Genomic DNA, 21,301 nt, shown 5'->3' with positions numbered 1-21,301 from the left:
AGCATTGGCCGGCTGGCTCAAGACCGCCGAACAGCGCCGATCCAGTCGAGCCGCGCGGCTGGAATGAGGCCGTAATTGTAGAAATTGATGCCGTCAACACCGGGCGCCAGCGCCGGCTTCACCTTGGCCGCCAGGATGTCGGGGCGGGCCATTTCCGGATAGAACAGCCGGTAGCCGGCGCCGAGGAATTTGTCCGCGCCCAGTGCCGCACGGCCGGCCGCCATCAGGCTGGCGACATCGCCGGCCTGCATGTCGTAGGCGCACAGGATCGCCCCGTCGCAGACCTTGCCCAGCGCTGCCAGATCGCAACCGCCAAGCCAGCCGTCTTTCAGATCGATAATAACGACCCGCGTCGTGGGATCGGCTACCTCGCGCAGTTCGGCGACCAGGCTGGTCACTGGCTCGAATCGCCACAAGAGATAGGCATGGAGTTCCGGCCATGGGGCAAAGGCGTCGAGCCCGCAGGCGGGAAAATTGGGAAAGCGCCGCTCAGGCACCGCACGCTCGCAGGTCTCGACGATCCATTGCCTGGTGAGCTTGCTCGCCGCCTCGGCATCGATGCCGGCTTTTGCCGCACGGGAGACGCAGGACGGACAGAAGCACAGAGACAAAAGAAAATCGTCTTCCGGCGTCAGCCCGACACCGTCCTTCTCGTGATGGTATTCATGGGCAAAGCCCATGAAGGACGGGCTTTCAAGTTCTATCCGGTCCGGCCGGTAGCTGTGCGAGATGTCGGCGATCAGCGCGCGGACATAGGCGCGCGCATCGGGATGGGACGGGCAGAGATTGTAGTAATTGGCATCGCCGAAGGCGTTGCGGGTGACGGCCTGCGGATGCAGCATGCCCAGGCGGGTGTTGTGCAGGCAGACCGTCCAGCACGAAACGCCTAGTCCGCCCGCGTCGCGACGGCGGATGAGCTGACCGAGCACGTCGCCGCCCTCGGTGATCACGTCAGCCACCTTGGGCTGGATGGCTAGACTTCCCCAGCGCGCTGCGGTCGGCTTGAAATAGATGGTGCCGTCCTCAGGGAAATAGGCCTTGCGGCGCGGACTGCGCGGCTGCAGGAAGCGCCCGGCATGATAGGATGTCGCCAGGCTGATCATGTTGAGCCCGGCGCGCCCGACAAGATCACGTTCGACCGTCTCCAGGCCGAGATCCTGGATGTCCCAGGGATAGGTCCACATGGACAGTTGCTGCATGGAATATCCTCTGCCTGATCCGGGTTTGGCTCAGCCGTCGACCGGCTCTGCGATCTGCATTAGGCAGTCGCCCGCCTCACACATCGTGTGCAGCCGGCGCGACAGCACCAAGCCGCTTTCGGCGAAATGTAGGGCCTCCTCGGCAACATCGAGCCGCTCGAGATCGTGGTACCAGCCGGCCAATTGTCCTGAAGTGACACTGTCGCCGAGCCTGGCGGCGGGCTCGAACCAGCCGCGGCGGGTGGCATAGAGGCCCTGGCTGTGCCTGGACAGGGACAGCAGCCTTGTCGGCGCCGAATGCTTTTCGCTAGCGCCAAGAACCGGCGCGCCGACCACACCCATTGCTATCATCAGACGGTCGAGTGCGCGGGCCGTGATCGCCATCGAATCGACCGTTGCGGTGCCACCGCCGCCGAACTCACCGCTGACGCCGACGGCGCCGGCGCGGCGCGCTGCGCCCATCGAGGTTGGCGAGGCCTGGCCGTTGTCAGCGATAAAGCCGTAGGGCATGCCGAGCTTGCGCATCAGCTCGACGCCACGCCGGTGGCGCTCGGGATCGGCGTTGCGTTCGACCAGCGCGGTCGGCAGATGCTCCATCGACGTGCCGCCCGAATGGATATCGAAGACGACGTCGTGACGGGGGAACAGCTCCGTCTCAAGGAAATTGGCGAGCCGGCTTGTCGGCGTTCCCGAGGGATCGCCGGGAAAGGCCCGGTTGAGATTGCCGCCGTCGAGCGGCGAGCAGCGCTTGGCGGCCATCACCGCAGGGGCGTTGGCCATCGGCATGATGGTGATGCGGCCCTTGATGCGCTTCGGATCGAGCCGGCGCGCCAGTTTTGCCAGCGACAGCTCGCCCTCATATTCGTCGCCGTGATTGCCGGCCATCAAAAGCAGTGACGGGCCGTCGCCATTGCGGATGAGGCAGATCGGCACCTTGACCTGAAAGTAGGGCGAGCGATCGATCGAGAACGGAATGCTTAGATGGCTGAGCGTCTTGCCGTCGCGGTCGAAATCGAGCGTGTGGGCGAGGCCGGTGTGCATGGTCAGACCGCCGCGACCGCGGTGATTTCGATGCGCAGATCAGGGTCGGCAAGCCGCGCCTCGACGCAGGCCCGCGCCGGCAGGCGGGCAGGATCGATCCAGGCATCGTAGATGCTGTTCATGGCCTCGAAATCACCGATCTGCGGCAGGAAGATGTTGACCGCCACCAACTTCGACTTGCTGCTGCCGGCCTCGACCAGCAGCGCCTCGACTTTGGCAAGCACGTCGCTGGTCTGGCCTTCGATGCCGGCCTTGCGATCGTTGGCCACCTGGCCGGCTATGTGAACGAGGCCGCCATAGACGACTGCCTGCGACATGCGCGAGCCGGACTGAAAATACTTGATCATATCGGATCCTTTCGAGGTTCTCTTTTTCGGGGATCTGGTCAGCCGAACCAGGTGGGGAAAGCGTGGCGGACGTGGCCGGTCGCGTCGACCCCGAAGATCACACGATAACGGTCGAGGCAGGTGCAGGGGTGCGAGATGCCGAATTCGATGACGTCGCCGACGGCGATGTCGTCGCTAGGCGCAATCGACAGGAAGGCATGCTGGTCGTTGAGCTTGACCACCTCGGCGCGCGCGATGGGCGTCGGCGACGGCTTCCCGGCGCGGAAGACCGTGAGCAGCGTTGGAAATCCCTGGTCGAACGACACGTCGCGCATCCCCATGCCGCAGATGACGAGGCCGGGCTCAGGCCGCGACAGCACTTCGGCCCACAGGCGTAGCGCAGGGCGAAAGGAATGCCGCGCCGAAGCGCTGATGCCGCCTATGGCAAAACCCTTGCGGGCATCGAGGGCGCCGAGCGAACGGTCATAGGTGCCGTGGTCGTGGAAGAAGATGGCGCCACTGCGCAGCACCAGCGTTGCGTTGCCGTCGCTGGAAACGAGGGGTGCAAGCGCCGCGACCGCCTGGTCGAAGAAGGCGGAGCCGCCGGCTGTGACGATCAGCGGTGCGTCGCCGCCGACGCGGGCACGCAGCCGCAGGAACATGTCGGCGGTCATTGCCAGCAGGCCGGATATCACCTCATCGGTGCGACCGGGCTCGGGTTGCGCCGCCGCCCCTTCATAGGTCGTAACGCCGGCGATCAGCAGCCGCCCGCCGGCAGCCGTGATCGCATCGGCGATGGCCTCGGCTTGCGCGGTGGTGCGGGCGCCCGCCCTGCCCGCACCAAGTTCGACCAGCACATGCAAAGGCGGCAGTGCCGCATTGGCGCGCCAAGCCTCGGCAAGCGCGTTCACGGCGTCGACCGAGTCGGCAAAGACATAGAGCTCGGCATCCGGCCAGGCACCAGCAAGCACGGCCAGCCGGTTGGCGCCGCCGGCTCCGCCAACCTCATTGGCGATGATCAGCCGTGTCAAGCCGGCCCTCAGCATCACTGTCGCTTGCCTGATGTCGGCGACCGTCGTGCCCCATGCGCCGGCCTCGACCAGCGACCGGGCAAGGTCGGGCGCCATCGGCGTCTTGGCATGCGGAGCGATCTCAACATTGTGTTCGCGCGCATAGCGCAGGAACAGGTCGCGATTGGCGGAGAAGGCCGCCTCGTGGAGGGTCAGCACCGGAAGCGCCATGCGTCCATCGGCGGGATGCCAATGCTCGGCCGCGACAAGGCTGCTGTCAAGCCCGGTTGTGCCGGGAGGCACGCCGCGGATGCGGTCGTCGAGCTGAAAATTTTCGTGCACCGAAAGGGCTGGAACCGGTGAGTTTTCAGTCATCCGATGCTAACCCTTTCACCGTCGCAGAACGAAGCCAGAATCGATCGCCGGTCACAGCCTGAGAGAGATACGTGCCAGAACCTTACGCCGGACCGATCATCGACGCCCATCATCATCTTTGGGATCTCAGCCTGGGACGGCATCCCTGGCTCGCCGCCACGGCCGGCGAGCGCGGCGGCCTGGGCGAGCTTGGCCCCTTGCGGCGGAACTATCTGCCCGGGGATTATGCGCGCGATGCCATAGGGCATAATGTCGTCGCCACCGTCCATGTCGAAGCCGGCTGGGCGAGTGGCGACTGCATCGGAGAAACGCGCTGGCTTGAAACACTCGACAAATCGCGCGGCGTCGCCGCCCGCTATGTCGTTCACGTGCCGCTCGCCGATCGCCAGGCGCCGGCGCTGATCGAAGCGCAAGCCGCGTTCGAGCGTGTCGCCGGCGTGCGCGACATATTGAGCTGGGATCCCGACCCTGCCCGCCGTTTTGCGGCCCGTGACGGCATCATGGACGATCCGGCCTGGCGCGCCGGGCTTGCCTTGCTTGGCCAGCATCGGCTGGCCTTCGACCTGATGGTGTTTCCGCGCCAGCTCGCCCACGCGGGGCGGCTTGCCAGGGCCTTCCCCAACCAGCAATTCGTGCTCAACCATTGCGGTAGCCCGATCGACCGCGACGCCGATGGCATGCAGGTGTGGCGCGACGGGCTGCGGCTTCTGTCGCAATGCGACAACGTCGCCATCAAAATATCGGATCTGGTCGCCTACGATCATGACTGGACGCTCGACAGCCTGAAGCCCGTCGTCCTGCATTGCATCGATTGTTTCGGCACCGGTCGCGCCATGTTCGGCAGCGACTTTCCGGTCGCCGGCCTGCATGCCTCGTTCGATGACATATATGACGGCTTCAAAACCATCACAGCGGACTTTTCCGCCGACGAGCAGACGGCGCTGTTCTTCGGCAACGCAAGGCGCATCTATCGGCTCGACGATGTGTCATCGGCGCGCCTGCTCCCGGCCTGAGAGCAGCAGCAGGCCGAGGATCAGCGAGCCGAACAGGATGCTGCGCCAGCCGGGCGATGCGTTGACGACGGTGATCAGCGCGGTGATGGTGACCAGCAGGATGGCGCCGGGGATGGTGCCGGCATAGGTGCCGAGCCCGCCGAGGATCGAGGTGCCACCGAGGACCACGGCGGCAATCGAGGCGAGCAGATAGGGATCGCCGATGCCGACATAGCCCTGTCCGTTCATGCCCAACACGAGCACGCCGGCAAGTCCCGAGCAGAAGCCGCTGATGCCGTAGACCGCAAGCGTCGTGGACGTGACCGGAACACCGGACAGCGCCGCGGCAAGCGGGTTGGCGCCCATGGCGAAAATCCGGGCGCCGAGCGATGTCGCATGCATCGTGGTCAGCACGATCACCGAGACGACCACCCACAACAATACGCCAGCGGGAATGCCGGCCGGCCGGCCATTGCCGAGCCAGTGGACCAGCGGGTTCTCGGCGGTCACGGCGCTGCCGCCGGCGATGATGATCAACAGACCCTGCAGGAATGTCGCCATGGCCAATGTCATGATCATCGGGTGGACGCGCAGTAAAGCGACGCCGAGCCCGTTGACCAGGCCGATTGCCGTGGTCAGCACCAGAACGGCAAGGATGGCGGTGATGCCGGTCGGATCCACCTGCCACGACAGCAGCGGCAGGCTGACGGCGCTGACCGTGACGATGGCCGCGACGGAAAGGTCGATGCCGCCGGCGATCACCACAAAAGTCTGGCCCGCGGCAACCAGGCCGATGACGGCGCCGAGCTCCACCAGATAGCGCAGATGGCCATAAGCGCCGAAGCCGCGCGAAACGAAGCTCGCCACGATCCAGACCGCGGCAACGATGGCAACGGTGAGAAACGGCCGGCTGCGCAGGACCGTCAGGGCGCGTTTGCCGCCCGCGCTGTCATTCCATGCTGTCATTGCTGTGCCTTGCGGAATTGCGGGATGGCGACCGCGCCGATGATGATCAGGCCCTGGGCCACATATTGTGCGACCGGCGTGAAGCCGAGGAAGAACATGACGCTGATCATCAGGCTGAGCAGCAGGCTGCCGGCAAGCGCGCCGCGCATCGTGCCCTGGCCGCCGAGGAAGCCGATGCCGCCGAGCACCGCAGCGGCAATCGAGTTCAGGGTAAAGGCGGCGCCGATGACCGGGTCGCCCGAACCGGTCTGTGCGGCGACGAACAAGCCGGCGCCGGTGGAGAGCAGACCGCTGATCGCATAGGCCGCAATGCGCGCGCCGTCGACCGGCACGCCGGAGCGATAGGCGCCGACCGGATTCTCGCCGGCGGCATAGAGGCTCAAGCCAAGCGGCGTGGCGAGATAGAGCTTCCACAGGAGAATGATGACCACCAGCAGCACGAATGCCGCCGGTGTGTTGCCGGCAAGCAGGTCGGACAGCCACGCCGGGATTGCGCCGCCGGGCCGCGGCAGGATCAGCAGGGCGGCGCCGCCGATGATGAAGGACCCGGCAAGCGTCACCACGATCGCCGGCAGGCGAAGCCGTACCACGACGAAGCCGGTCGCCGCCCCGATGCCGAGGCCCGTCAGCGCCACCGCGGCAGTGCCCCCCGCGACGCCCAGCTGCCCGGCCATCGTCGTCGCGGCGATGACCGCGCCCAAGCTGACCGTCGCGCCGATGGCCAGGCTGATGCCGCCGGTGAGCATCAGGATGGCCTGCGCCATGGCAACCAGAGCCAATGGAAACCAGCTCTGGGTGAATTTGGCGAAGCCGGACGCCGTGAACAGACCCGGAAAGAGGACGCCATAGGCGATGAGAAACACCAGGACGACGGCAAACAGGCTGCGCACGCCGACATTGCGACGCAGCTGCACCGGCCAGTAGAGCGCATCGGTCTGCCGGGCGGAGGAAGATGTGTTCATGCCGCAACCTTCCGCTGTTCGGCGCCCATCGCGGCGGAGACGATGGCTTCCTCGCTCAGCGCTCCACGCGCCAGCATGGCGACGATGCGGCCTTCGCGGACGATGGCTACACGGTCGCAAAGGTGCACCAGTTCGGGCGTGTCGGAACTGAGCAGCACGACCGCCTTGCCGGCGGCGGCGAAATTGCGAAGCATCATGTAGATCTCACGTTTTGTTTCGACGTCGACGCCGCGCGTCGGATCGTTGAGCAGAAGCACCAGCGGGTCGTGCGGCATCCATTTCGCCAGCGCCACCTTCTGCTGGTTGCCGCCCGATAGAGCCTGCGCCGCCCGGCCGAGGTGGCCCTTGATGCCGAGTTGGGCGGCAAGGCTTTTGGCCGTCTCGCGCTCTGCGCGGCGGCTGCGCAGCTTCAGCGCCGGCAGCCTGGCAAAGGCGGGCAGCATCATGTTGGTGATGATGGGATGGATCAGGTGCAGGCCCTCGCGCTTGCGATCCGCGGGCACATAGGCCAGCCCCAGCGCGTTGGCTTTCGGCACGCCGCCGGGCAGGCCGGAGGCGCCGTTGACGGTCGCCGACGCCGTCCGTGCCGGAATGGCGCCGTAGAGACCGAGCAGCAGATCTTCCTGCCCTTGCCCGACCAGGCCGCCAATGCCAAGCACTTCGCCCGTTTTGATATCAAGATCGACGTCGCGCATCAGGCCGGCCGAAAGATTTCGGACAGAGATAGCGTCGGCAGGCAAACTGGAAGGCTGCCATTGCGGAAAAAGATCACCGGGATCGCGGCCGACCATCAGCCGAACCAACCCGGCGGCGTCGGTGCCTTCCAGGGTGCGGTCGGCCGTGCAGGTGCCGTCCTTCAGAACGGTGACGTGCTGGCACAGCGCCATGACTTCGTTCAGTCGGTGCGAGATGTAGAGAATGGCGATGCCTTCGCCGCGCAACCGCTGCAGCAGATCGGTGAGAATTTTGGTTTCGGTTGCCGATAGCGACGATGTCGGTTCGTCGAGAATGAGCACGCGCGGCCGGCGGTAGAGCGCCTTGGCGATCTCCACCATTTGGCGGCGGCCGAGCGACAGATGCCCGACCGGCGTCGACAGCGGCTCGTGCAGCCCGACAAGTTCGCATGCGGCCCTCGCCCGCGCAGCGAGTTCGCGGTAGTCGATCAGGCCGAACCGTTTGGGATAGGCGCCGAGACCAATATTTTCGGCGATGGAAAGACTGGCCGTCAGGCTGAGTTCCTGCTGGACGACGGCGATGCCGGCCTGCCGCGCAACAGCCGGCGTCATGCGTGAGACCGCGCGTCCATCGACCTCGATCGTCCCGCCATCCGGTCTCAAGGCGCCGGACAAAAGGTTGATCAAGGTCGACTTTCCGGCGCCGTTCTCGCCGAGCAGCGCATGCACGCGGCCCGGCTGGAGAGCGATTGAAACGTCGCGCAGGACGGGGTTGCCGAAGAAAGACTTCGACACACCCCGCGCCGCGAGCAGCGGAGCCATGGTTGTCAACGCTACAACCCTTCAGGCTTATTTCTGAGCCAGCAGCTTCTTGAACAGCTCCTCATCGTAAGGAGAAAAGATGTAGCCGTCAGCCGGGAAGTCCTTGGCCCGGGCGAGGTATTCGTCGATGTTGGAATTGTCGATTACCGGCAGCGGAATCTTGACGAAAGCCGGCACATCCTTGCCTTCCAGCGCCTGGACGGCAGTGTAGGTGGCGAAGGCGCCGAGCCAGTTCGGCTGCATCGTCGCCCAGCTCTTCAAGCCCTTTTCTTTCCAGAGTTCCAAAAACTGCCGGGCGTTCTCACCGGTGATCGGCACCTGTTCACGGCCCTGCTTGTCGAGGGCCAGCACGGCGCCTGCCGACAGAGCGCCGCCGAGCGACAGGATGCCGTCGATCTCGGGGTTGGCGAAGAGGAGGCTGGTGACGGCTTCCTGTGCCGGCGCGACGTTGTAGGGCGTGTTGGTCTCGGCAAGCACCGTCACGTCGGGATGGGCCTTGAGCTCAGCGTCGGCGCCTTTGCGCCTGTCATCGCTGACCGAAACCCCGGCGGGGCCATTGAGGATCAGGATCTTGCCCTTGCCGCCGATGGCATCGATCAGGAACTTGGCGGCCTGGTCGCCCCATTGCGAAGAATCGGTGTTGACCTTGGCGGTGACCTTGTCGGTGTCGACGAGGCTGTCGAAGTTGATGATGGCGATGCCCTTGGCGCAGGCGTCGGCCAGAACGCGTGCCGGTGCGGTCGACGAACCGGCGATCAGGATGATGGCGTCGACATCGGAATCGATCATCGACTGAATCTGCTGGATCTGGACGTTGGCATCGCCCTGAGCGTCGGTGACGACGAGCTTGTCGACCAGTCCCTGCTTCTTCAGGGTCTCGACTTCGGCTTCGATCGTGCCTTGGGTCTGCTTCATCCAGGTCGGCACGGAATAGATGTTGGCCCAGCCGATCGTGTACGGCGCCTTGCGGTCGCCCTTGATGCAGTTGGCGGCGGCATTGGCTGCCGAGCCGGCGCCAAAGCTCAGCACGAGACCGAGGCAAAGCGCGCTGGCGGATGCGAAAAACGGTGATTTCATCATGACTGTTCCCTTCAGAGGTTGTGGCCTCGACGTGCAGAACAAGGGCGAGGAAACCCGTCGGTCGCCGGATCCTGGAAACCGTGTCGCCTCGGGATTTGTCTGCGTCAGGCTCGTTAGTTTGTCTGGTATTTCAGACAATGTGTCTGTATATCGGACAAATTGGATGCTAGACCGAGCCTTGACATCTTTCAAGCGCCTTGAGACGAGAACCGAAATGATTTTGGCGGATGGTCATGAGCGACGGCACTAACGATGCGATCGGGAAGGAAGCCGGCGCGGAGCCGCGCAACGGCGAACGACGACGCGGCATTGACCGCGTCATCATGCTGCTCGAGGCGTTGCTGCGGCACCGCGCGCCAATGCGCGTCGGCGACATCGCCAAAATGATCGGCGCGCCGCGTTCGACCACCTACGAGATCGTCAACAGCCTGCTCGACGCCGAAATGCTCGAAAACGTCGGCGGTGAAGGTTACGTCTATTTCGGACGCGCCATGCATCTGTTCGGCTGGGCCTACTCACATCACAATGCCCATTACCGTCGCATCATCGAGACCTTGGATAAGTTGGCCGCCGAGACAGGCGAGACGGTCCAGCTATGCGGCCTGCGTGGCAACAAATACGTCGTTCTTGACTGCCGAGATTCGCCGGGCCCGTTCCGGATCTCAAGCGATGTCGGGGTTGAGGTGCCGATCCCATGGACGGCATCCGGACGGCTGCTCCTCGGCCATATGAACGAGCAAGAGTTGAGGGATTTCATCCCATCTGGCGACTACAGGCTTCCCGACGGCCGCATCATTGCACCAGCCGAATTCTTTGCCGATGTTGCCTTGGCCCACCGGCAGGGTTTCAGCGAGACCACAGCCTTGGCCGACCGTTTCACCTGGTGCATGGCGGCCCCCATCCGTGACGGCCACGGCGCCATCAAAAGGACCTTGTGTTTGGTGTTACCCGTCGACACGCCGGAGCCACGGCGCGACGAACTGCTTGCGTTGCTGCGCGAGCGCGCCCGTGGACTGTCTCTGGCGGGAGGCTGACGATCAGCCGTCGTGCCCTCAGGTTGAAGCCTCTTAAAGGCACATGGATTCCGCTCTTCCCCATTGGTTCCATTTAGGTTCCGGACCTTAGTCCCATAGTCGGTGGATAAGGTCCGAACCAGGGAACACGCAACCGGAAGCCACATTAGGAGAAGACCGTCGATCAAAGTCCCTTCATCGCCGGTTGAGGATCCCGCCGCTCTTACTGTCGAGAGCGCGGCGAATCCTTACGCGCGGAGCGAGCACATGAGATTTGTCGAGATTTTCACAGATGTGCTTACGGCCCTGCTTCTCGCTTTATTCGTGTGCGGGATATTCGCTGTTTTCGGAGGCCATCTGGTTCCTCCACGCTACGCAAAGATGGTGTTGCTGCCGGACCTCGATAAGATGACGACTGCATCATCTACACCCAGCTTGCCCGATTCCATCGACTTGCAACTTCAAAAGCGCCCAGAGGTGCAAAGGTCTGCCGGCGTGACACAGCGCGCAGTCGGTCTGGAGCCGCCAGTGCCATCCAGCAAGCGGTAAGAATCAGCGGAGGTTTTGTGGCTCCCCAGCTATCAGAGAGCGCCGGCGATTATTGACAGACCCGGCTCTTGAAATTGGCTGAAATCGCCGCTCCACATTTCCGCATCTGTTTGAATTGTGTTTATCAACTAGTGCGAACGCTATGGCGAAGCAGGTTGAGCTGGCGGCGTTCCTGGCTGATCCCCGCCAGTGCTTGATCGCGGCGTGGGATCCTTGTCGAGCTTGGGATTTCGGTCCACCGGTTCGCCATTCACATCATCGGCCTTGGAGTTTGCAGGGTCCGTTTGGCCAGGATTTGGGCTGTAAGTATCTGGCGATGGAACCCGGCTGTTTTGCTGTGTCGCCGGTGTCTTAGCCTGCTCGCCATAGATTTCAGCGATCCCCCAGGCAATGAGCGCCAAGACAAGGCCTGCCAAGAGCACGCCAAGGACCGGTCGCCCCAAGCCACCCTGCCTGGCCCGCTTTTCCGGAATGTTTCTGCTCATGATCGCAACCTTGGGCTAAGAGGAGTGGCCCGCGCTCCAGGAGCGAAGACGCGAGACGGTCAAGAGTTCCGGACGTTGGCCATGCGGCGAACAGGGAACTCGCTGCACATACCGAACTCGCTGGCGCTGTTGATGTTCCCACGGAATACAAACAGCGCGCCGCCGGGAGCCGGACTGGCAATTTGGGTTGGAGTGGCTGGAACGAGCCAGCTCAAGGTCAACGAGCGGCGGTGTGCGTAAGCGGGCAGCCAGACTGGAACTTTGCCGAATCTGCCGCGTTGCCGACCATGGCCGACTACAACGAGACCACCAATCCGGTGCTGACCGGTTGCAAGGCCCGCGTTGCCACCAGGGACATCTGTTTGAAGGCTATCTGAAATTTGCTCCTCGTTGTCGGCGATTCCGCCCAATGGAACATCCTGATCCGCTCGCGGTTGGGGAAGCCCGGGCCAGCTCAGGAGCATCATCATGAACGTCGAACGTAACCCGGCCGAAGACAGAGGCGATATTCAGTCTGGGGCGACAGAGGACAAGACGCCGGGATTCGACCCGGCGGCGGCGCCTATGGAAACCGATGCCGAAGCGGCAGACACCGGCGCCGTGCCGGTTCCCGCAGCGACGGGCACGCCGGCTTTCGCTAATCAAGCAAGCTTCGCCAATGCGATGCGGCGGCCGGACGACGAGAGCGCCCCGGCCCCGAGTAAAAACGGCCCGGTGCTGGCCATTGTCGCGCTTGTCGTCGTTGCCGCCGTCGTGTTCGTTGTCGCCGCGATGCTGGCGCGATAGCAGATCCTGCGCTTGCGCCAAACCTCTGCCCTTGGACGCGTTCAAGGATGTGGCCGTGGGCAACAGGCGATCAGCGGCTGGAAAAGCAGGTTGCAGCCGCGCATGCCACGCCGGCCGGCACCCCGACCGAGCAGCATTGCGGCATGGCCGAACCCCGTTCGGTCGCCAAGGGTTGAGGCCGGATGCTCGTTGGAAGCGGGAACATTTCACATCGAGCCAAGTTCGGGCTCGCAGAGCTTGTCGTCAAGGAACAGCACATGCAGGCCCTCACATGGCACGGCAAAGGCGAGATACGCTGCGATCAGGTGGCCGATCCGACGATCCAGGATGAACGCGACATCGCTGCAGAAAGTTCAGAACGGCGATATCGACCCGTCATTTCATCGGGCTGGCCCCAAGGCCGGGCCCGAACTTTACAAAACCTTCCGCGACAAGGAGGACGGCTGCATCAAAGTCGTGATGCGCCCGCACGGCTGACCGTTCTGCCTCAGTGGCCCGACTATGTTGTCCGGCCGTCTGCATGCTGAAAAGGCGAGAGTTGAAAATGGCCAAGGACAAACCCGTATCGACAAACCCGGCCGCCACACCTTCGGTCAGATCGCCTGAGGCCACCGGCCTGCCACATCCCCGTCGCGACGCTGAAAACAGCGATTCCGGCGCCAAGCCGACGGCGCCCAAGACCGCTGGCGCCCAGCAAGCGTCCAGATCGCCGCTCGACAGCCGTATTGCAAATCGCAATGCCGGCCGTCCTCGTCAGGCAGGCACGACGCCTCGGCCGACCGACGAACCGCTGGAGTAAAATGAAACCTTAGATGCGGCGCGGGTATCTGCACCGCGGTGTGTGTGCAGTCAGGGTCTTCCTGCCCTGCCGACAGCGCCATACAGGTCTTGATCTCCCGTGGATCGCCGGGATCGGCTTACTTTAGCGGAAAATTCGATGGTACCGTTGGCTGGGATCGCGTGCGACCATACGTAATTGTTTCTATTCGTTTTTTCTCGGCTTTAACCACCGATTTGTATCACGATAGGTATCACAATACGTAGCACATTCCTGCTGCTTCGCGGTCGCAACCAGAGGGTACGCGGTCGAAGCCGCCGCTATACAGTGGCATCCTCATGGAATGTCGACCCTACGCGCACTCCTGCTTTTTCCGACGCGCTCAGCCAACGCCGCCTTCTAAAAATGAATTGGAACGCCCGGATGGTGTCCACAAGCTGTTGGTTTCAGCGGCGGCGACTCCAGCTTCCGTCATGGCAATTGTCGTCATCGGTGGCCTGATGACTTCCACCGCCCTCAGTCTCGTCGCCATTCCCGTCATCTTCACCTTCGTCAATGACTTTCTTGGGCTTCTCAAGCAGCTTGTCTGCCCAAGATAGCCCTCGCCAGCTTGTGAAGCTGAAGACAGAGTACGGTTTGAGGCACCGCTTTGGGGGAGCGGTCCCAGGAGGCATCCCCACGAGGATCCAGCCGTCGTGAACCATATCTGGCATCGAACCGGGCGGCCACGCCAGCGGACGGACTTTCGTCTCCTGCCGCCGAACGACCAGCGCGTCCGGCGCGTCGAATTGACGTCGATGGGTCACAGCACTTCAGCCGAGGTGGCGAACCGTCGCGCTTTCCGCCTCGCAAGTGCGGATCGGAACCAGCGCTTGCCACGACGGACCGACCGGCCATCGCTCCCGTTCTTGTTGTTTCAGACAAAGTACATTGGTGACGTCATTCTAACCGAGCGTGTCGGTCGACGAATGATCAAACTCATTGGCTCGGACGTACGTGCCGAGAGTTAGATCGCCGCAGTAAACTGAATCTCGACGCGAAGCTCGGGCAACGCGAAGCTGGCTCCGACCGTCGTGCGTGCCGGTGGCTCCGCGCCCTCGAGCCAGGTGATCCAAGCCTTAAAGTGATCGCTCTGGAATTGGCGAATTTTGCCATTACGGACTGCCTTGATCATCCAGCAAGTTCTAAACAACTAGTCCCCAGATTGGGCGCTGGTAATGACCGGGTCGGCTCTGAATACGCTCTCAACGACGAACAGCGGCCTTGCTTTTGTCTCGATGTACAGCCGTCCTAGATATTCGCCAATGACGCCCAGCACAAGCAGTTGAAGTCCGCCCACCAAGAAGATGGCGGAAACGACGCTGGTCCAGCCGGCCACAGTGTCATTTAGCAGCCAGGCAATGATCGCATAAGCGAGGCCTACGAGACTGCAACTGGCGGCAAAAAGACCAAGATAGCTTGCCAGCCGCAAGGGACGTATGGAAAAGCTAGTTGTCGCATCTATCGCCAATCGCACCATCTTTCGCAACGGGTATTTTGTGGTACCGGCGTGCCGAGGTTCGCGATCATATTCAAGCGGTACTTGAATAAAGCCAAGCCATCCGACCAGTCCGCGCGTGAAGCGGAAGCGCTCCGGCATCTCTGAGAGAATGCCCGCCACCCGTCGCGAAATCAGTCGAAAGTCCCCTGCGTCTTTGGGTATCTCGGATTCCGACATTGCGTTGAGGAGCCGGTAGAATACGGCCGCCGTCGCCCGCTTGAAGAGCGTCTCGCCTTCGCGCGAGCGGCGAACTCCATACACCACGTCAGCTTTCTCGTTTGTCGCGAGCTCAATCATTCTACCCACAAGCTCAGGAGGATCTTGGAGGTCGAGATCGATAAGCAGGATGTAATCCCCATTGCTGATTGACAGCCCTGCTGCCAGCGCAACTTGATGACCAAAATTTCTGCTTAGGCTGACCGCGACGACCCTACGGTCGTCAGTTGCGATTCCTTTCAACAACTGAAGCGTACCGTCAGTCGACCCGTCATTAACCAAGACAATTTCATATTGCCCATCTGGACACGCGATCATGGCGGCGTCGCTTGCCCGTCGATAGAACTCTGGAATATTGAGTTCTTCGTTGAAGGCCGGTGCTACAATCGACAGCTTCAATACCGTTTTCCCCCCGACCGATTGATAACACCCCTGTCGGCGAAAGACACCTGCCCGCCGTCTACGTCCGGGTAGCCCCGCAGGTCGACGAAGCGCGGTTGTGCACTGGGCCTGCGTTCCGGACTGCGGCACCAATCGATGAACTCGAAGGCAGCCGACCAAGCTGCGGAGCAACCGAGCAAGGGCCCGGCTTGACAATGTAGCTCGTGTAAAGGTCTCGCCCTTGTTCAGTGCGGTGTGAGGTTCCTATTCCGCCGGGGAACCATTGTTGTACGACGGTGAGTTCTGCGACGCGCTCCGGCACGAAAAAAAACACTGTTGGACCGATCAATTCAGGTGGTGACGCATTGGCGGTCCATGGGCGATCGACATCGATGCCAGTGTCGGCTACTGCGAGAAACGGGATGTTGAGATGGCCCATGTAGAACATGCGCGGCGGCCCGGCATAATAGACCGTGTATCCGGGGCCGAGATCTTTCAGCTCGTAAGCGAAGGTGTTGGCGACAAGCGTGTTTGTGTTGTCGCTTGTCCGCGACAGCGGATTTGAATCGTCAAAGTAGAAGTCAACGTTCCACCAGGACGCCCAGACGAAAAACAGCCCAAGGGCTGCTGCCGTCACCGTTTTCGGGATACGAAGAAGGCTGCTGCACATTGATGTGACCGCCATCGCGCCGATGGCCGCCAGAATGGGAAACAGCGATGCACCCACGGCGATCCGGTTGGTTTGAGGTGGACCTTCCGTCAAGGCGACCGCGACCACTGCCAGCCAGCAGGACACTGCAAAGGCCCGATAACGCCGGTGCCTGAAGCCGACGGTAACGATAGCCAATCCGAGGGCAACGGGGATAGCCAGTGGCATGCCGGCAAACGGCACGTCGGTTCGGTAGAATCCGGCAGGAAATGTGTGAAAGGGAAGCAGAGCGGCGCGAGTGAACTGGCCCCACAGAATTGCAATCGTACCATCGCCGGTGCTTTCGCGTTCGCGGTCGAGCCACCCCGAGGCGAATGCGGACACGATGTGGGTCCGCGCAGAAAACTCCGAAGGATTTTGCGAGAAATACGCGGCCTGGGGAGCGGTAACCACGATCATGCCGGCCACAACAAGCGCGGCCCGATTGGCTACGGCAACACCATGTCTGCGCAATCGCAGGATTTCAGAACGATGTTCGCAAAGGAGAGTCAAACCGATATATGCGGCCGCTGTGGGAACCAAAAGACGATTTGCGACATAAAAGTACTGGGCAAGCCCGATTGTCATCCCCAGTAACACGGCATCGAATTTGCGCCAGCCCGCGACTAACCGGTGCAGTATGATCAAAGTAAGCAAAAGGAAAAACGGTGCCGTAAAATTGTTCTGAGCGTTGCGGCTTAGAAAAAGATGGAAATGAAATGTGGCTGCTATCGTTGCTGCGGCGAATCCGTGGAGCTTGCCCAGGTGTTGACGAACCAGCAAATAAGTCAGCGGAATGGCCAGCGTTCCAAGAAGCGCGCACAACATTCTCGATCCGGAAACATTATTTCCAAACAGGTCCATTGTTGCCGCTTCAAGGAAAAAATACAGGGTCGGGTGATTGTCAAAGCCAGTGGCGAATGGCGTAAGGAGGCGGTTCGACAGGACTGAACGGGCAGCCATACCGAACTTGGCTTCGTCTGATGTGAACACCCACGGAAAATGGTCAAGGTCGACGACCCGTAGGTAGAGCCCGACGGCTGTCACCGCCAGGACGCAAACCCATTCAGCCCAGTTGGCGCGAATCCGTGCATCCAACCGCGGCTGCGAAATTTGCGCGGGCACCGGGGCGAAAGCCATCATTGCAAGAAGGCAGGACAGGACCCATAAAGCGACGACATCGCCATGCCCGCCTGACCCGCCTCGATCGCGAACTTCGGTCCACACGAACCATGACCCCATTCCTGCCGCAGCGAGTAAGCCCCATCGAATCCATCCCGTCACCTCCACCGTTCCAGTTGGAGGAATGTCAGACCGGTCGCGTGGTTGGGATCTACGAACCGCTCGATCGAGAATTACCAGGACGCACAGTCCGGACAGCCAGATACCGAGATTTTCGACAGTCAGCGGAGCGCCAGCAATTTTCGTGCCGGCGAGCAGAATTTGACCGACAATTGCAAGGGAGAGCCCAGCGCCGAGAAAAACCGCGGCACAAAACGCATTGTGCAGGTCGATGCGGGCGAGACGAGAGGCCATTTCGCCGGCGGGAAGACGAGATGAGCCGTTCAAGATGGGTCTCCTCATGATCGGCTGCTTCCTAGACGAGTGATCGCGCATCCAGCATTGCGGACCGCTGCCTCCCTTGCCCGCATCTGCCGGGCGGAGACGCACCTTTGCCGCTGAAGATTGGTTGTCATCGACTGTCGAATCACCGCCCAATTTGAACTTGGCATCTTGGCATCCTAAGCTGCGATTGAAAAATTCAAGAACCTTCAATGAACCGATGATCATACCTCTGCAGCGTTCTGTAGGATTCGAACTGGTGCTTGTGACGGGAGGTTCCGGCTTCCTTGGTATTTACTGTGTCTTGCAACTGCTCGACCTTGGTTATCGAGTAAGATGCACGGTTCGCTCACTGCTACGTGAACCAGAACTGCGGTCGATACTCTCGCGGATGGTGGCGTCGCCGATTGGTGAGGCTCTTTCTTTTGTCGAGACGGATCTGACGGCCGATGCGGGTTGGGACGCCGCCGTCGCAGGTTGCTCCTATGTGTTGCATGTCGCCTCACCGTTTTCTCTGGGGAAACAAGATGCCGGCATCGTCGACACGGCCAGGGCCGGCACCTTGAGAGTGCTGCGTGCAGCGCATGAAGCCAAGGTGGAGCGGGTGGTGGTCACATCGTCGTTCGTTGCAATGAGTTACGCTCGCGATACGGACTCAGCCCGATTCAATGAAGCCGATTGGAGCGATCTTGGTGTTCCAGCGCAAAACCCCTATGTCCGATCCAAAACGCTAGCCGAATTGGATGCCTGGAACTTTGTGAAGCGAACCGGTGGACCGCAGCTCACGACGGTCAACCCGGCGGTCATATTGGGGCCAGTCTTCGGTCCCGACTATTCTCCTTCGGTCTCTCTTGTCCGGCGCATGCTGAACGGTAGCTTGCCGGTGGCTCCGAAGCTTTCCTACGGCATCGTGGATGTCCGTGACGTTGCCGATCTGCACATCCGCGCGATGAATGCACCTGTAGCCAATGGCGAGCGCTTCGTTGCCATGGCAGGTGAAACAATGAGCATATACGAGATAGCCCAGGTGCTCAGATCGCGGCTGGGTGCTGATGGAGCAAAGGCGCCGCGGTTTGAGATGCCAAACTGGGCCATGCGGCTTCTCGCTTTGATCAATCCGGAAGCAGATCGAGTGAGATCTGATCTCGGCAGAAATAGGCAAGGCAGCAGTGAGAAGGCCCGGACCTTGCTTGGATGGTCGCCTCGCTCAAATGAAGAAGCCATCATGGCAACGTGTGAAAGCCTGCTAAGGCTTGAACTTGTAAAATAGGATTTTCAGATTGGCATGGGTGCGCGGCTGGACTCCGAGACCTTCGACTACGTCATCGTTGGCGCCGGCACCGCAGGTTCGCTTCTGGCCGCCCGACTGGCCGAAAAGCCAGGCATCACTGTGTGCGTGCTGGAAGCAGGACCTTGCGAGCAGAGGCCCGAAGTGTGGATACCGGCAGGCTATGTGAGGGCGCTGACGCAGAGGTCGATCGGCTGGAACTTCACATCTCAACCTGCTTGCGCAGGCCAGTCCCTCGCGCTCTATCAAGGCCGGGTCGTTGGCGGTTCCTCATCGATCAATGGCATGATCTATGTACGGGGCCAGCCTGAGGACTACGATGATTGGGCAGCGCTCGGGCTCCGCGGATGGAGCTATGGCGACGTCCTGCCTCACTTCAGACGAAGCGAAACGCGCATCGGATCTGGTGACGATGCGGTTCGCGGACGCACGGGTCCGATCACGGTCGGCGATGTGGGCTGGTCGCATCCTGCATCGGATGCGTTTGTCATGGCTGCGCAAGGAGCCGGATGGGAGTGGAACCCTGACTATAACAGCGGCACGCAGGAAGGCGTCGCCCATGTCCAGCAGACGGTCCGGCGCGGTTGGCGCGCGACGCCGGCGATCGCGATGCTACGACCGGCGCTGCGTAGCGGCAGCATTGAGTTGAAAACGCGATCGCGCGCTGTCCAAATTATCTTCGACAAACAGCGGGCCATCGGTATCCGCTATGTGCGTTCGCGAGGCGGGATCGAAGAAACTGTAATCGCGAAGCGCGAGGTCATCCTCTGCTGCGGAGCGATCAACACGCCCCGGCTTCTTCAGGTGTCAGGCGTTGGCGATGGACGGAGTCTGGGAAAGATCGGCGTGCCGCTGGTTCACCACCTCCCCGGAGTGGGCGAAAATCTCAGAGATCATTTTGTCTCCCGCATCGTGATGCGGGCAAGAGATGGCGTGCCGACGCTCAATCAGATGGCGCGCGGCCCGAGATTGCTGGCTGAAGGCGTTCGATGGATGCTTGGCCGACCAAGCGTGCTGACCCTTTCGCCCTCGCATGTCTTTCTCTCCTGCCGCTCTAACCCGGAGTTTGCGCGGCCCGATCTGCAATGCATGTTCACCCCCGGCAGCTTTGGCCGGGATCGTGCCGGTCGTCTTGACAGCCATCCGGGAGTAACGGGCGCATGGTGGCAGCATCGCCCGGAAAGTCAGGGATATGTGCGGGCGCTGGCAAAGGATGTGTTTGTCGATCCCGAGATTCAGCCGAACTACCTTGCGGCTCTGGCCGATCAGACGACGGTGATTGCTGGAATGCAGCTGATGGCAGCGCTTTTGACCGGCGTAGAATTGGCTCCGGTCCTCTCCGGAATGATCCAGCCATCAAGCATGCCCGGTACGGACGAAGAGATGCTCGCCTTTTGCCGGGATTCGGGGACGGCGGGCTGCCACTTTGTCGGCACGGCCCGGATGGGTCCGGCCGGCGATCCTTTGAGGGTCGTGGACGATCAACTGCGCGTACACGGGATCGAAAAGCTTCGCGTCGCCGACGCTTCGATCATGCCGACGATACCGTCCGCCAATACCTACGCTGCGACAATGATGATCGGCGAGAAAGCCACAGTGATGCTGCTCAGCTGATTGCGGGCGGACTGCCGGAAGGCTCGCTTTGAGGCTCGGCTCAACGGGCCGGGGTAGCCAATACGCAGATGTTGAGCGTCGAAATTGTTTCGGATTCGGCGTCCTTGTTCTTGCGATCAAACCAGTGGATCAATCGGATACCGGCCGACACCGGATTGAAGCGGTGAAGTGCACTGGAACCTCCCGTGCCGCGTTCGGCGCTTTGCGCCCAGTTTTGCGGAAGCAGCCGTTTTTCGAGCAGCGGCTTGCCAAGTCCATAGACGATATTGTGGACAAAGGGCATGCAGTAGTGGGTGTGATGTACGACTTGTCCGATCTCGAAGCCTGCAGCTTCCACCTCGCCCAGCAAGAGCTCATCATCATACAAACGCTCATGATTTGCCCATATCCCGGAGAGCAGTCCGGTGCGGATAGGCTTTCGCAGGGTGTGCTCGAGCAACCAATTGATCGGGTCCCACAGGAAAGGATAGTTTGCGTTGGGAACCGTTATCAGCAACAACCCCTCGGGGCGAAGGACTCGGCGCGCTTCTTTCAGGGCGGCGATGGGCATGGGAAGATGTTCGAGAATTTCCGACATGACGACAGCGTCAAAGCTTTCATCCGGAAAGGGCAGATTGTCGGCGGACGCATCCTGGACGACGGCGCCAAAACGCTCAGCCTGAAGCCGTGCCGTCGAAAGTGGTTCAGCGTCTCGTTCCACGCCCACGAGTTCGGCGCCTAGCGAATGATAGAGAGGGAAATAAAATCCACGGCCGCAACCGATATCCAGAAGCCTGTATGGCTGGCCCAGAAAACGGTCCCAAAGATTGGAGCCTATCCATATCGCCCGACGTCGGAAAGCCGGATCCGCCTCGTTCTGAAATATCCGCTCGGCAATGGACCGGCCGCTATTGGTTCCCTGCATTCCGCCGCCATCCTCGCCTTCGCCCTTGGCATCAAGGCACATCTAGTCT

At 61.6% G+C, this 21,301-nt stretch carries 21 protein-coding genes and 2 pseudogenes; 9 read left to right on the top strand and 14 right to left on the bottom strand.

All coding sequences use genetic code 11. From position 1 onward, the window contains the following. Positions 1-17: 17 nt before the first annotated feature. Genes NKI61_RS15175 through NKI61_RS15160 form a run of 4 tightly spaced genes read right to left on the bottom strand, consistent with a single transcriptional unit; the run spans position 18 to position 3,951 of the window. Positions 18-1,199 (bottom strand): hypothetical protein, encoded by a 1,182-nt coding sequence (locus tag NKI61_RS15175; RefSeq protein WP_352658207.1) that lies wholly within the window; start codon positions 1,197-1,199, stop codon positions 18-20. 30 nt (positions 1,200-1,229) lie between these two features. Then, on the bottom strand, positions 1,230-2,240 hold the full coding sequence (locus tag NKI61_RS15170; protein ID WP_352839951.1) for a succinylglutamate desuccinylase/aspartoacylase family protein: 1,011 nt from the start codon (positions 2,238-2,240) through the stop codon (positions 1,230-1,232). 2 nt (positions 2,241-2,242) lie between these two features. After that, complete coding sequence (locus NKI61_RS15165; RefSeq protein WP_023670576.1) at positions 2,243-2,587, bottom strand: RidA family protein; 345 nt, start codon at positions 2,585-2,587, stop codon at positions 2,243-2,245. A gap of 38 nt (positions 2,588-2,625) precedes the next feature. Then, a complete protein-coding gene (locus tag NKI61_RS15160; protein ID WP_352839949.1) occupies positions 2,626-3,951 on the bottom strand; it encodes an alanine racemase in 1,326 nt (441 codons plus the stop codon). A 71-nt stretch (positions 3,952-4,022) separates the two neighbouring features. On the opposite strand from NKI61_RS15160, the gene NKI61_RS15155 reads away from it, so the two are divergent. Next, positions 4,023-4,964 (top strand): amidohydrolase family protein, encoded by a 942-nt coding sequence (locus NKI61_RS15155; RefSeq protein ID WP_352839947.1) that lies wholly within the window; start codon positions 4,023-4,025, stop codon positions 4,962-4,964. Here NKI61_RS15155 and NKI61_RS15150 read toward each other — a convergent pair. From NKI61_RS15150 to NKI61_RS15135, 4 genes are read right to left on the bottom strand one after another with little or no spacing between them, the layout of a single operon-like run. After that, the gene (locus tag NKI61_RS15150; RefSeq protein ID WP_023748645.1) at positions 4,938-5,909 is read right to left on the bottom strand and encodes an ABC transporter permease; all 972 of its coding nucleotides are present in this window, start codon (positions 5,907-5,909) and stop codon (positions 4,938-4,940) included. The two genes, NKI61_RS15155 and NKI61_RS15150, sit on opposite strands and share 27 nt — an antisense overlap. Next, positions 5,906-6,871 (bottom strand): ABC transporter permease, encoded by a 966-nt coding sequence (locus NKI61_RS15145; protein ID WP_352521121.1) that lies wholly within the window; start codon positions 6,869-6,871, stop codon positions 5,906-5,908. Before NKI61_RS15145 ends, NKI61_RS15150 begins: the two co-directional genes overlap by 4 nt. Next, complete coding sequence (locus NKI61_RS15140) at positions 6,868-8,367, bottom strand: sugar ABC transporter ATP-binding protein (RefSeq protein ID WP_352839955.1); 1,500 nt, start codon at positions 8,365-8,367, stop codon at positions 6,868-6,870. The genes NKI61_RS15145 and NKI61_RS15140 overlap by 4 nt, the downstream gene beginning before the upstream one ends. A 27-nt stretch (positions 8,368-8,394) precedes the next feature. Beyond that, positions 8,395-9,447, bottom strand: a complete 1,053-nt coding sequence (locus NKI61_RS15135; RefSeq protein ID WP_023723360.1) for an ABC transporter substrate-binding protein — start codon at positions 9,445-9,447, stop codon at positions 8,395-8,397. 227 nt (positions 9,448-9,674) lie between these two features. Here NKI61_RS15135 and NKI61_RS15130 point away from each other — a divergent pair, with 227 nt between their 5' ends. Continuing rightward, complete coding sequence (locus NKI61_RS15130; protein WP_023723361.1) at positions 9,675-10,481, top strand: IclR family transcriptional regulator; 807 nt, start codon at positions 9,675-9,677, stop codon at positions 10,479-10,481. A gap of 668 nt (positions 10,482-11,149) precedes the next feature. Here the strand turns inward: NKI61_RS15130 and NKI61_RS15125 are convergent. Next, complete coding sequence (locus NKI61_RS15125) at positions 11,150-11,494, bottom strand: hypothetical protein (RefSeq protein WP_084566291.1); 345 nt, start codon at positions 11,492-11,494, stop codon at positions 11,150-11,152. A gap of 59 nt (positions 11,495-11,553) precedes the next feature. After that, positions 11,554-11,904: a hypothetical protein gene (locus NKI61_RS15120; protein ID WP_156931535.1), complete on the bottom strand. Its 351-nt coding sequence runs from the start codon at positions 11,902-11,904 to the stop codon at positions 11,554-11,556. Positions 11,905-11,962: 58 nt separating this feature from the next. Between NKI61_RS15120 and NKI61_RS15115 the strand changes: the two genes are divergently transcribed. From NKI61_RS15115 to NKI61_RS15095, 5 genes and pseudogenes are all read left to right on the top strand, one after another. Continuing rightward, the gene (locus NKI61_RS15115) at positions 11,963-12,280 is read left to right on the top strand and encodes a hypothetical protein (protein WP_023715626.1); all 318 of its coding nucleotides are present in this window, start codon (positions 11,963-11,965) and stop codon (positions 12,278-12,280) included. Between the two features lie 47 nt (positions 12,281-12,327). Next, on the top strand, positions 12,328-12,456 hold the full coding sequence (locus NKI61_RS15110) for a hypothetical protein (RefSeq protein ID WP_023715625.1): 129 nt from the start codon (positions 12,328-12,330) through the stop codon (positions 12,454-12,456). Positions 12,457-12,637: 181 nt separating this feature from the next. After that, a pseudogene (locus NKI61_RS15105) lies at positions 12,638-12,757 on the top strand (zinc-binding dehydrogenase); the annotation flags it as partial. 67 nt (positions 12,758-12,824) lie between these two features. After that, on the top strand, positions 12,825-13,079 hold the full coding sequence (locus NKI61_RS15100; protein WP_023681865.1) for a hypothetical protein: 255 nt from the start codon (positions 12,825-12,827) through the stop codon (positions 13,077-13,079). A gap of 400 nt (positions 13,080-13,479) precedes the next feature. After that, positions 13,480-13,657: pseudogene (locus tag NKI61_RS15095) on the top strand (efflux RND transporter permease subunit); the annotation flags it as partial. A gap of 407 nt (positions 13,658-14,064) precedes the next feature. Here the strand turns inward: NKI61_RS15095 and NKI61_RS15090 are convergent. From NKI61_RS15090 to NKI61_RS15080, 3 genes are all read right to left on the bottom strand, one after another. Further along, positions 14,065-14,232 carry a RidA family protein gene (locus tag NKI61_RS15090; protein WP_023807594.1) on the bottom strand — a complete coding sequence of 56 codons (168 nt, stop codon included), beginning with the start codon at positions 14,230-14,232 and terminating at the stop codon, positions 14,065-14,067. Positions 14,233-14,250: 18 nt separating this feature from the next. Further along, entirely contained in the window at positions 14,251-15,213 is a 963-nt protein-coding gene (locus NKI61_RS15085; RefSeq protein ID WP_023807595.1) for a glycosyltransferase family 2 protein, read from the bottom strand. Positions 15,214-15,274: 61 nt separating this feature from the next. Beyond that, on the bottom strand, positions 15,275-17,674 hold the full coding sequence (locus NKI61_RS15080; RefSeq protein ID WP_081725441.1) for a glycosyltransferase family 39 protein: 2,400 nt from the start codon (positions 17,672-17,674) through the stop codon (positions 15,275-15,277). On the opposite strand from NKI61_RS15080, the gene NKI61_RS15075 reads away from it, so the two are divergent. Further along, positions 17,667-18,716: an NAD-dependent epimerase/dehydratase family protein gene (locus NKI61_RS15075; RefSeq protein WP_050593006.1), complete on the top strand. Its 1,050-nt coding sequence runs from the start codon at positions 17,667-17,669 to the stop codon at positions 18,714-18,716. The genes NKI61_RS15080 and NKI61_RS15075 overlap by 8 nt on opposite strands. Before the next feature lie 15 nt (positions 18,717-18,731). Continuing rightward, positions 18,732-20,348: a GMC family oxidoreductase gene (locus NKI61_RS15070; RefSeq protein ID WP_023807599.1), complete on the top strand. Its 1,617-nt coding sequence runs from the start codon at positions 18,732-18,734 to the stop codon at positions 20,346-20,348. A gap of 40 nt (positions 20,349-20,388) precedes the next feature. Here NKI61_RS15070 and NKI61_RS15065 read toward each other — a convergent pair whose 3' ends face one another. Continuing rightward, positions 20,389-21,294, bottom strand: coding sequence for a class I SAM-dependent methyltransferase (locus NKI61_RS15065; protein ID WP_023807600.1), 906 nt, complete (start codon positions 21,292-21,294; stop codon positions 20,389-20,391). Positions 21,295-21,301: the final 7 nt, after the last annotated feature.

This window comes from Mesorhizobium sp. M0514 (assembly GCF_040321145.1).
Lineage (GTDB): Bacteria > Pseudomonadota > Alphaproteobacteria > Rhizobiales > Rhizobiaceae > Mesorhizobium.
The sequence above is the reverse complement of the archived record's forward strand: the minus strand, read 5'-3'. Positions and strand labels throughout refer to the sequence as shown.

Bases quoted from the DNA above. Each gene is read 5' to 3' on its own strand.
- NKI61_RS15115 (WP_023715626.1), top strand. From the start codon at position 11,963: ATGAACGTCGAACGTAACCCGGCCGAAGACAGAGGCGATATTCAGTCT.
- NKI61_RS15075 (WP_050593006.1), top strand. From the start codon at position 17,667: ATGATCATACCTCTGCAGCGTTCTGTAGGATTCGAACTGGTGCTTGTG.
- NKI61_RS15160 (WP_352839949.1), bottom strand. From the start codon at position 3,951: ATGACTGAAAACTCACCGGTTCCAGCCCTTTCGGTGCACGAAAATTTT.
- NKI61_RS15145 (WP_352521121.1), bottom strand. From the start codon at position 6,871: ATGAACACATCTTCCTCCGCCCGGCAGACCGATGCGCTCTACTGGCCG.
- NKI61_RS15090 (WP_023807594.1), bottom strand. From the start codon at position 14,232: ATGATCAAGGCAGTCCGTAATGGCAAAATTCGCCAATTCCAGAGCGAT.
- NKI61_RS15175 (WP_352658207.1), bottom strand. From the start codon at position 1,199: ATGCAGCAACTGTCCATGTGGACCTATCCCTGGGACATCCAGGATCTC.
- NKI61_RS15110 (WP_023715625.1), top strand. From the start codon at position 12,328: ATGTGGCCGTGGGCAACAGGCGATCAGCGGCTGGAAAAGCAGGTTGCA.
- NKI61_RS15080 (WP_081725441.1), bottom strand. From the start codon at position 17,674: ATGATCATCGGTTCATTGAAGGTTCTTGAATTTTTCAATCGCAGCTTA.
- NKI61_RS15070 (WP_023807599.1), top strand. From the start codon at position 18,732: ATGGGTGCGCGGCTGGACTCCGAGACCTTCGACTACGTCATCGTTGGC.
- NKI61_RS15100 (WP_023681865.1), top strand. From the start codon at position 12,825: ATGGCCAAGGACAAACCCGTATCGACAAACCCGGCCGCCACACCTTCG.
- NKI61_RS15150 (WP_023748645.1), bottom strand. From the start codon at position 5,909: ATGACAGCATGGAATGACAGCGCGGGCGGCAAACGCGCCCTGACGGTC.
- NKI61_RS15135 (WP_023723360.1), bottom strand. From the start codon at position 9,447: ATGATGAAATCACCGTTTTTCGCATCCGCCAGCGCGCTTTGCCTCGGT.
- NKI61_RS15130 (WP_023723361.1), top strand. From the start codon at position 9,675: ATGGTCATGAGCGACGGCACTAACGATGCGATCGGGAAGGAAGCCGGC.
- NKI61_RS15065 (WP_023807600.1), bottom strand. From the start codon at position 21,294: ATGTGCCTTGATGCCAAGGGCGAAGGCGAGGATGGCGGCGGAATGCAG.
- NKI61_RS15170 (WP_352839951.1), bottom strand. From the start codon at position 2,240: ATGCACACCGGCCTCGCCCACACGCTCGATTTCGACCGCGACGGCAAG.
- NKI61_RS15140 (WP_352839955.1), bottom strand. From the start codon at position 8,367: ATGGCTCCGCTGCTCGCGGCGCGGGGTGTGTCGAAGTCTTTCTTCGGC.
- NKI61_RS15125 (WP_084566291.1), bottom strand. From the start codon at position 11,494: ATGAGCAGAAACATTCCGGAAAAGCGGGCCAGGCAGGGTGGCTTGGGG.
- NKI61_RS15165 (WP_023670576.1), bottom strand. From the start codon at position 2,587: ATGATCAAGTATTTTCAGTCCGGCTCGCGCATGTCGCAGGCAGTCGTC.